Source organism: Streptomyces sp. NPDC051940, assembly GCF_040680895.1.
Taxonomy (GTDB): Bacteria; Actinomycetota; Actinomycetes; order Streptomycetales; family Streptomycetaceae; genus Streptomyces.
Map to the genome: position 1 here is coordinate 19,966 of NZ_JBFAXR010000111.1, position 8,937 is coordinate 28,902.

The following is an 8,937-nucleotide window of genomic DNA, read 5'->3' on the forward strand; positions in this document are numbered from 1 at the left end:
GCGGCGCGTGGCGCGGCGGGCGCGCGGTTCTCCGGTTTCTCCCGGGTTCTTCGTGGTGTCCACCGTGCCCCTCGCCGCTTCCTTGTCGCCGGTCACTCGTCCCGGGCGGCCCTTGACCGTCGCCACCTGCGCAGTGTAGACATGCCGCCATCGGATGTTTACGCAAACATATCACCGTGGAAATGTTGCGGCCGAAGATGTTTACGCAAACATCCCGAGTACCACCTGCTCCATCGGGATGAGCGAGGAACGACGATGACGACGCTGCAACCAGCGGCCCGGGCCGGTGCCCGCGGCCGGCCCCGGCGCTCCTGGACGGGCTGGGCCTTCATCGGCCCGTTCGCCGCGGTCTTCGCCCTGGTCTTCCTGGCCCCGCTCGGCTACTCCGCCTATCTCAGCCTCTTCCGGACCCAGTTGATCGGCGGCACGTCCTTCGTCGGGCTGGACAACTACCAGCAGGCCCTGCAGGACGCCCGGTTCTGGGACGGCGTCGGACGCGTCGCGCTGTTCCTGTGCGTCCAGGTCCCGATCATGCTGGGGCTGGCGCTGCTCGTGGCCCTCGCCATCGACAGCGGCCGGCTGTACGGCAAGGACTTCTTCCGCATCGCCGTCTTCCTCCCGTACGCGGTGCCCGCCGTGGTGGCCACGCTGATGTGGGGCTTCATGTACGGCACGCGCTTCGGACTGGTCGGCGACATCAACGACGCGTTCGGGGTCTCGCTGCCCGACCCGCTCTCCCCCGACCTGGTGCTGGCGTCCATCGGCAACGTCGTCACCTGGGAGTTCGTCGGCTACAACATGCTCATCTTCTACTCCGCGCTGCGCGTCGTACCGCAGTCGCTCTATGAGGCCGCGGAGATCGACGGCGCCGGCCAGCTGCGCGTCATCACCGCCATCAAGCTGCCCGCGATCCGCGGCGCCCTGGTCATCGCCACGATCTTCTCGGTCATCGGCAGCTTCCAGCTCTTCAACGAGCCGAGCATCCTGCAGAACCTGGCGCCCAACGCGATCACCACGGACTACACGCCGAACCTCTACACCGCGGCGCTGTCCTTCTCCGGCCAGCAGCAGAACTACTCCGCGACGGTCGCGATCGTCATGGGCGTGATCACCATGGTCGTCGCCTATGCCGTCCAGCTGCGCGGTATGCGCAAGGGAGCGTGACGAGTTGAGCACCAGCACCGCCACCCGGCCCGCCGTACCGGCCGGCCACGCGCCCAGGCTGCGCACCGCGCGCCGCCCCCGGCACTCCACGCGCTCCCCGCGCCGCAGCGTCACGCTCACCGTCCTGACGGGCGTCGTGCTGCTCTACGCCCTGCTGCCCCTGGTGTGGCTGGTCTTCAGCGCCACCAAGAGCCAGCGCGGGCTGGCGAACTCCTTCGGCCTGTGGTTCGACGGCGACTTCGCGCTCTGGGACAACATCCGTACGACCTTCACCTACCAGGACGGCGTCTTCGGCCGGTGGCTGCTGAACACCCTGATGTACGTCGTGGTCGGCGCCGGCGGGGCGACGCTGCTGGCGGTGCTCGGCGGCTACGCCCTGGCCAAGTTCCGCTTCCCCGGCAAGCGCGCGGTGTTCGCTGTCGTCATCGGAGCGGTCGCCGTGCCGGGCACGGCGCTGGCGGTGCCCACCTTCCTGCTGTTCAGCAAGATGGGCCTGACCGACACCCCGTGGGCGGTCATCATCCCCTCGCTGATCTCGCCCTTCGGCCTGTATCTGATGTGGGTGTTCGCGAGCGACGCGATCCCCGACGAACTGCTGGAGGCGGCGCGCATCGACGGCGCCGGCGAGTTGCGCACCTTCTTCCAGGTCTGTCTGCCGCTGCTGGCACCCGGCACGGTGACGGTCCTGCTGTTCACGACCGTGGCCACCTGGAACAACTACTTCCTGCCGCTGATCATGCTGAAGGACCCGGACTGGTATCCGCTGACCCTGGGCCTGAACAGCTGGAACGCCCAGGCCGGCACGGCCGGCGGCGAGGCCGTGTTCCATCTGGTGATCACCGGCTCGCTGCTCACCGTCGTCCCGCTGATCGCGGCGTTCCTGCTGCTGCAGAAGCACTGGCAGTCCGGTCTGGCCGCCGGGAGCGTCAAGGAGTGACCCGGCCGGGCGCCCTCCTCTGACATGCCGCCCGCCGGCCGGCGGACCCTCTGACCTCCAAGCCCTTCCTGTTCACCCTCAACGAAGTGGAAGCTCGCCATGCCCAAGTACTCGCGCCGCGTCCTCAGCGGCATAGGCATCGCCTCGGCCCTCGCCCTGGCGCTCACCGCCTGCGGCGGCTCCGACGACTCCGGCAGCGGTTCGGTCGACGCCGGATCCGTCGACGCGGCCCTGGAGAAGGGCGGCACCCTGACGGTGTGGGCGTGGGAGCCCACCCTCAAGCAGGTCGCCGCGGACTTCGAGAAGGAGCACCCGAAGGTCAAGGTCAAGCTGGTCAACGCCGGAACGGGCAACGACCAGTACACCGCCCTGCAGAACGCCATCTCGGCGAAGAAGGGCGTCCCGGACGTCGCGCAGATCGAGTACTACGCGCTCAGCCAGTACGCCCTGACGAAGTCGGTCACCGACCTGACCCAGTACGGCGCGGACAAGCTCGCCGACACCTACTCCCCCGGCCCGTGGAACGCGGTGAAGTCCGGCGACGGCGTCTACGGCCTGCCGATGGACTCCGGCCCGATGGCGCTGTTCTACAACAAGACGGTCTTCGACAAGTACGACATCAAGGTCCCGACCACCTGGGACGAGTACCTCGAGGCCGCCCGCAAGCTGCACAAGGCCGACCCCAAGGCGTACATCACCAGCGACACCGGCGACGCGGGCATGACCACCAGCCTGCTGTGGCAGGCCGGTTCGCGGCCGTACCAGGTCGACGGCACCGACGTGAAGATCGACTTCAGCGACGCGGGCGCCAAGACGTACACCGACACCTGGCAGAAGCTGATCGACGAGAAGCTGCTGTCCCCCGTCGCCGGCTGGAGCGACGAGTGGTACAAGGGCCTGGGCGACGGCACCATCGCCACGCTGGCCACCGGCGCCTGGATGCCGGCCAACTTCGCCTCCGGCGTGAAGGACGCCGCCGGTGACTGGCGTGCCGCGCCGCTGCCGCAGTGGAAGGCGGGCGAGAAGGCCAGCGCCGAGAACGGCGGCAGCTCCCTCGCGATGCCGGAGCTCGGCGGCAACGAGGCGCTCGCGTACGCCTTCATCGAGTACGCCAACGCCGGCAAGGGCGTCAAGACGCGCCTGGACGGCGGCGCCTTCCCGGCGACGACCGCGGACCTGAACTCGACGGAGTTCCAGAACACCGCGTTCCCGTACTTCGGCGGCCAGCAGGCCAACAAGATCTTCGCGGAGTCGGCGGCCAACGTCCCCAGCGACTGGAAGTACCTCCCGTACCAGGTCTACGCGAACTCGATCTTCAACGACACCGTCGGCAAGGCGTACGTCTCGGGCACCACGCTCACCGACGGGCTGAAGTCCTGGCAGGACGCCTCCGTCAAGTACGGCTCCGAGCAGGGCTTCACGGTCGCCGAGTAGCCCTCGCCCGCCTCTTCGACACCGATCACGGCAATTCACGTAAGGACCACGATGACCTCCTCCCAGCCGACCGGGCTGCTGCGCGGACGACGACCCGAGATCGCCTACGGCGCGGACTACAACCCCGAGCAGTGGCCGCGCGAGGTCTGGGAGGAGGACATCCGCCTCATGCGTGAGGCCGGGGTCACCGTGATGTCCGTGGGGATCTTCTCCTGGGCGCGGATCCAGCCCACCGCCGACAGCTGGGACTTCGGCTGGCTGGACGAGGTGATGGACCTGCTGCACTCCGCCGGGATCGGGGTGGACCTGGCCACCGCCACCGCCTCCCCGCCGCCGTGGCTGACCGCCGCGCACCCGGAGATCCTCCCCGTCACCGCCGCCGGCGAGACGCTGTGGCCGGGCGGGCGGCAGCACTGGCGGCCCACCTCGCCCGTCTTCCGCGAGCACGCGCTGCGGCTGGTACGGGCGATGGCCGAGCGGTACGCGGACCATCCGGCCCTGGTGGCCTGGCACGTCTCCAACGAGCTGGGCTGCCACAACGTCTACGACTACTCCGAGGACGCCGCCCGCGCCTTCCGCGGCTGGCTGCGCGCCCGCTACGGCAGCCTGGACGCCCTCAACCACGCCTGGGGCACGGCGTTCTGGTCGCAGCGCTACAGCGACTTCGAGCAGATCCTGCCGCCGCGGCTGGCGGCCTCGTTCCCCAACCCGACCCAGCAGCTGGACTTCAAGCGCTTCTCCTCCGACGCGCTGAAGGACCATCTGCGCGCCGAGCGCGACCTCCTGCGGGAGCTCACCCCCGAGGTGCCGGTCACCACCAACTTCATGGTGATGGGCGAGACCAAGGGCATGAACTACGCCGACTGGGCCGCCGAGATCGACTTCGTGTCGAACGACCACTACGTGCTGCCCGGCACCCAGGACCGCGACGAGCTGTCCTTCAGCGCCAACCTCACCAGCGGCATCGCCGGCGGCAGCCCGTGGCTGCTGATGGAGCACTCCACCAGCGCCGTCAACTGGCAGCCGGTCAACGTCGCCAAGCGGCCGGGCGAGCTGGCGCGCGACTCGCTGCTGCACGTGGCGCACGGCGCGGACGGCGTGTGCTTCTTCCAGTGGCGACAGTCCGCGGCGGGCGCGGAGAAGTACCACTCGGCGATGGTCCCGCACGCCGGGGCGGACAGCGAGGTCTTCCGCGCGGTGCGCGGCCTCGGCGACACCCTGCGGGCGCTCGCGCCGGTCGCCGGGTCGCGGCGCGAGACGGCACCGGTGGCCGTCCTCTTCGACTGGGAGTCGTGGTGGGCCAGTGAGCAGGACTCGCACCCCACCGAGCGGCTCGCCTACCGGCAGGAGGCGCTGGACTGGTACAGCGCGCTGCTCGCCCAGGGCGTGCGGGCCGACGTCGTACCGGCCGACGCGGACCTCTCCCGGTACGCCGTGGTGGTCGCCCCCGTGCTGCACGTCGTACCGGCCGCGCTGGCCAAGGAGCTGACGCGGTACGTCGAGAGCGGCGGGCACCTGGTCACCACCTACTTCTCCGGCGTCGTGGACGAGAACGACCACATCTGGCTCGGCGGCTACCCGGGCGCGCTGCGCGACCTGCTCGGCATCCGGATCGAGGAGTTCGGGCCGCTGCTCGACGGCGAGAGCGCCGCGCTGGAGGGCGGCCTGACGGGCACGGTGTGGAGCGACCGGATCACGCTCGCCGACGACGCCACGCAGGTCCTGGTGTCGTACCGGGACGGCGCCTACGCCGGGCTGCCCGCTGTCACCCGGCGCCCCGTCGGGCCGGGCAGCGCGTCGTACGTCTCGACGCGGCTGGGCGCGGCCGGACTCGGCGCGCTGCTGCCGCGGCTGCTGGAGTCGGCCGGCGTCGGCGCGGAGCTGCCGGAGGCGGCGCGCGGGCGGGTGGAGGTCGCGGTGCGGCGCGGCGCGGCGGACCGCTTCGTGTTCCTGGTCAACCGCACCGACGAGGCGGTGTCCGTGCCCGGACAGAGCGGTGAGCTGCTGGCCGGTGCGCGGGACGCGGACGGCGCGGTCGCGCTGCCGCCGCGGGGGGTGGCGGTGGTGCGCCGGCCGGTCTGAGCCCGGCGGCCGTCCTCACGCGCGACGGCGAAGTCGCCATCGGCCCGGCGGCCGTTCCTCCTGCGCGATCAGCGGCGGGGGAAGGCCGCGGGCCGCCGCCCAGGCCGCGGCGACGTGCCGGGTCCGGGCCGGGAAGCGGCTGTCGGAGAACACCAGGTGATCGCAGGGGGCCGGCAGGGCGACGCGTTCCCCGCTCGCGAGATGGACCACCAGTGTCCTGCCGTCCTCGACCGCGAAGCGGGTGATCTCGGTCCACAGGACCGACCGTTCGCGCCGGCCGAGGACGGTGAGGCCGCCGGGAGTGAGCCGGAGGCGGGGACGCGACTCCGCACGACCGTAGCTCAGCGCCAGCCCGGCCCACAGGACCGGGTACGGCCAGGGCACACCCGGCCACGCCTCGGGATTCAGCCCGGCGGTGGCCCCGCAGAAGGCCAGGACCAGGCCGCCCGCGAGCACCGGGCGCGCGCTGTGGCGCCGCATGACCTCGACGTCGCTGGATTCCCCCACGCCGCCACCCCCGCTCCCGGCAACCCCCATGGTCCTGCGGCCCGCTGGGCCGGGCAAGGTGCGGGCCGTGAGGGGGCGTTCCCGGTCCGGGGTGTGTGCAGGAACACGCGGGCGGCATTGCAGCCGGTTCGGCTGCCGGCGGCGGGGCGGGCAGGGGATGCTGGTGTGCATGCGATCACCGGATTTCAGTCGTATCCCCGACCCCGCCCCCGTACGACCCGGAAGGACGCCGCGATGATCCTCGTCACCGGAGCCGGCGGCAATGTCGGACGTGAGGTGGTGCGGGAGCTCACCGCGGCGGGCGCCCCGGTGCGGGCGCTGTCGCGGGACGGCGGGGCCGATCTGAACGAGCCCGCCTCGCTGCGTCCCGCGCTCGACGGGGTGCGCGCGGTGTTCCTGCTGCCCGGGTTCCGCGATATGCCGGGGCTGGTCGCCGAGTTCAAGGGTGCGGGCGTCGAGCGGGTGGTGCTGCTGAGCGGTCAGGCCGCCGTGGCCACCGACACCGGCAACGCCATCTCGCGGTACATGCTCCGGTCGGAGACGGCGGTGCGCGAGTCCGGGCTCGACTGGACCTTCCTCCGGCCCGCCGCCTTCATGTCCAACACCCTGCGGTGGCTGCCCCAGTTGACCGCGGGCGACGTGGTGCGCGACGCCTTCGGTGAGCTGCCGATCGCCACCGTCGACCCCGCCGACATCGCGGCGGTGGCCGCGACCGCGCTGCTGGAGCCCGGACATGCGGGCCGGGCGTACGCCCTGACCGGCCCGCAGGCGCTGCGGCCCGGCGACCGGGTCCGCCTCCTCGGCGAGGTCCTCGGCCGCGCGCTGCGGTTCGAGGGCTGGTCGGACGAGGAGGGCTGGGCCCGGATGGCGGAGAACACCCCGCTGGAGTACGTGGAGGCGTTCTTCGCCTTCTACCGCGACCACACGATCGACGAGACCACCGTCCACCCCACGGTCGAGCAGATCACCGGACGCCCGCCACGCACGTTCACGCAGTGGGCCACCGCCCACGCCGACGGGTTCCGGGCGTGACTCCCGGTCCCGGCTACTGTGCCTCCCCGACGAGGATCAGGAAGCTGATCTTCGTCGACGCGGCGTCGAAGTCGTCGGGGAACAGTTCGCGGGCGGCGGGGTCGGGCTTCGGCTCGCTGACGCGGTCCAGGCGGAAGCCCGCGGCGGTCAGGGCGTCGGTCATCGCGTGCAGCGGTCGGCGCCAGAAGGTGAGCGGGAAGGACTGCCCGTCGTACGTCCACTCGTCGCTGTAGCTGGTGGTCGCGTGGTAGTCGGGCCGGGGGTTCTGGATCGCGTAGTCCACGAAGGGGTGCTGCACGGACACGACGAGCCGGCCGCCGGGCCTGAGCACGCGCCGTATCTCCGCCAGGGCCGGCCCCCAGTCCTCGAGGTAGTGGAACACCAGCGACGAGACCACGGCGTCGAACGCGCCGTCGGCGAACGGCAGCGGCTCGTTGAGGTCGGCCACGTGCAGGTCCGCGTCGTCGCCGAGCCGCCGCCGGGCCAGCGCCACCATCCCGGCGCTGGCGTCGATGCCGGTCACGACCGCACCCCGGTCGCGCAGCGCGGCGGCCAGCGGGCCCGAGCCGCAGCCGGCGTCCAGGATCCGCCGGCCGGCCACGTCTCCGGCGAGCGCGAGCATCGCGGGCCGTTCGAGATGGGCGTTGAGGAGGTTGGTCTCGTTGTCCGCCGAGTACGCCTCGGCGAAGCCGTCGTACGAGTTCGCCGGGGCCGGTCGCGCGGCACGGACAGAAGCTGCGGGCACGTCGGTTGTACGTTCCATCGTCGCACCCTAAACGATCTCAGCGCAGGACAGCCGGTGCAGGAGCCGCGGGCGCCACCCGGGGGCGCCGCCTCCGCTTGCCTGTGCCGTGGGTGACGCTGGGCGGGGTGTGCGGGGCCGGGCCCGGTCGGCGCAGCGCGGCGCGCAGACCGCGCAGGCGCAGGGCGGCGGTGCGGGGGGCCGCGCCCAGGTCCAGCAGCACGCGCGCCGCGCCCTCGTCGCCGGTGGCGGCGGCCGCGATCCGGGCCGCGTAACGGCCGGCGAGCCGGGTCCGCAGGGAAGCCGGCGCGTCCGCCGCGGGCACACTCCGGGTGGCCGACCGCCACGCGGGCGCGAGCTGGTGCGCGAGGGCGCGGCGCAGCCGGTAGCTGATGCCCACCGCGGTGCCGTGCGCGGCCAGGATGTGCTCGAGGACGAGGGCGCCGCGCACGGCGAGCGTCATGCCCGGCCCGTGGGACGGGTCCAGGGCGGCCAGGGCGTCGCCCACCACGACGAACTGGTCGGGCCAGCGGCGCAGCTTCTCGTAGTGGCGCCACCGGCTGTCGGTGCCGCTGAAGCGGTAGACCGGGCCGAGCGGCTTGGCGTCCTCGAGGACCTCACGCAGCAGCGGATGGCCGAGCGTGCCGGCGGCGCGCAGCACGGACTCGTGGTCGGCGGGGGGCCGCCGGTCGCCGGCGGTCGCAAGCGCCACCGACCACCGGCCGCCCTCGACAGGGTGGAGGCTTCCCTGGTCCGGACGGCCCGCCGAACCCATGAGCACCAGGCCCTTCCAGTCGGCGACATGGCCGAGGGGCGGTGCGAACACGGAGGTGGCGTATGTGTGACGGGCGGCCACGACCGTCTCCCGGGGTGGCGCGTAGCCGAGTTCGGCCAGCCACTCGGGGGCGCGCGAGTCGCGCCCGGAGGCGTCCACGACGAACTCGGCACCGATCAGGCGCCGGGGACCCCAGCCGTCGGCCGCCCGCCGGCCGCGCGGCGGCGAGATCGCCGGACAGGCCACCCCCCGGGCGTACTGCGT

At 72.3% G+C, this 8,937-nt stretch carries 7 protein-coding genes and 1 pseudogene; 5 read left to right on the forward strand and 3 right to left on the reverse strand.

All coding sequences use genetic code 11. The features are described from left to right. The first annotated feature begins 255 nt into the window (after window positions 1-255). The 4 genes from AB0M28_RS31255 (at window position 256) to AB0M28_RS31270 (ending at window position 5,617) form a co-directional block, all read left to right on the forward strand. The gene (locus AB0M28_RS31255; protein WP_365412495.1) at window positions 256-1,164 is read left to right on the forward strand and encodes a sugar ABC transporter permease; all 909 of its coding nucleotides are present in this window, start codon (window positions 256-258) and stop codon (window positions 1,162-1,164) included. Further along, the gene (locus AB0M28_RS31260) at window positions 1,127-2,101 is read left to right on the forward strand and encodes a carbohydrate ABC transporter permease (RefSeq protein WP_365412497.1); all 975 of its coding nucleotides are present in this window, start codon (window positions 1,127-1,129) and stop codon (window positions 2,099-2,101) included. The genes AB0M28_RS31255 and AB0M28_RS31260 overlap by 38 nt, the downstream gene beginning before the upstream one ends. Before the next feature lie 99 nt (window positions 2,102-2,200). Beyond that, on the forward strand, window positions 2,201-3,535 hold the full coding sequence (locus tag AB0M28_RS31265; RefSeq protein WP_365412498.1) for a sugar ABC transporter substrate-binding protein: 1,335 nt from the start codon (window positions 2,201-2,203) through the stop codon (window positions 3,533-3,535). 51 nt (window positions 3,536-3,586) lie between these two features. After that, the gene (locus tag AB0M28_RS31270; protein WP_365412500.1) at window positions 3,587-5,617 is read left to right on the forward strand and encodes a beta-galactosidase; all 2,031 of its coding nucleotides are present in this window, start codon (window positions 3,587-3,589) and stop codon (window positions 5,615-5,617) included. Window positions 5,618-5,632: 15 nt separating this feature from the next. Here AB0M28_RS31270 and AB0M28_RS31275 read toward each other — a convergent pair whose 3' ends face one another. Next, window positions 5,633-6,124 carry a hypothetical protein gene (locus tag AB0M28_RS31275; RefSeq protein ID WP_365412502.1) on the reverse strand — a complete coding sequence of 164 codons (492 nt, stop codon included), beginning with the start codon at window positions 6,122-6,124 and terminating at the stop codon, window positions 5,633-5,635. 234 nt (window positions 6,125-6,358) lie between these two features. Between AB0M28_RS31275 and AB0M28_RS31280 the strand changes: the two genes are divergently transcribed. Continuing rightward, window positions 6,359-7,156 carry an NAD(P)H-binding protein gene (locus AB0M28_RS31280; protein WP_365412504.1) on the forward strand — a complete coding sequence of 266 codons (798 nt, stop codon included), beginning with the start codon at window positions 6,359-6,361 and terminating at the stop codon, window positions 7,154-7,156. A 13-nt stretch (window positions 7,157-7,169) separates the two neighbouring features. Here AB0M28_RS31280 and AB0M28_RS31285 read toward each other — a convergent pair whose 3' ends face one another. After that, window positions 7,170-7,919, reverse strand: coding sequence for a methyltransferase domain-containing protein (locus AB0M28_RS31285; protein WP_365412506.1), 750 nt, complete (start codon window positions 7,917-7,919; stop codon window positions 7,170-7,172). A 19-nt stretch (window positions 7,920-7,938) separates the two neighbouring features. After that, window positions 7,939-8,937: pseudogene (locus tag AB0M28_RS31290) on the reverse strand (hypothetical protein); the annotation flags it as partial.

Excerpts from the sequence above, each read along its gene's own strand:
- AB0M28_RS31255 (WP_365412495.1), top strand. The coding sequence starts at position 256 with ATGACGACGCTGCAACCAGCGGCCCGGGCCGGTGCCCGCGGCCGGCCC.
- AB0M28_RS31260 (WP_365412497.1), top strand. The coding sequence starts at position 1,127 with ATGCCGTCCAGCTGCGCGGTATGCGCAAGGGAGCGTGACGAGTTGAGC.
- AB0M28_RS31265 (WP_365412498.1), top strand. The coding sequence starts at position 2,201 with ATGCCCAAGTACTCGCGCCGCGTCCTCAGCGGCATAGGCATCGCCTCG.
- AB0M28_RS31270 (WP_365412500.1), top strand. The coding sequence starts at position 3,587 with ATGACCTCCTCCCAGCCGACCGGGCTGCTGCGCGGACGACGACCCGAG.
- AB0M28_RS31280 (WP_365412504.1), top strand. The coding sequence starts at position 6,359 with ATGATCCTCGTCACCGGAGCCGGCGGCAATGTCGGACGTGAGGTGGTG.
- AB0M28_RS31285 (WP_365412506.1), bottom strand. The coding sequence starts at position 7,919 with ATGGAACGTACAACCGACGTGCCCGCAGCTTCTGTCCGTGCCGCGCGA.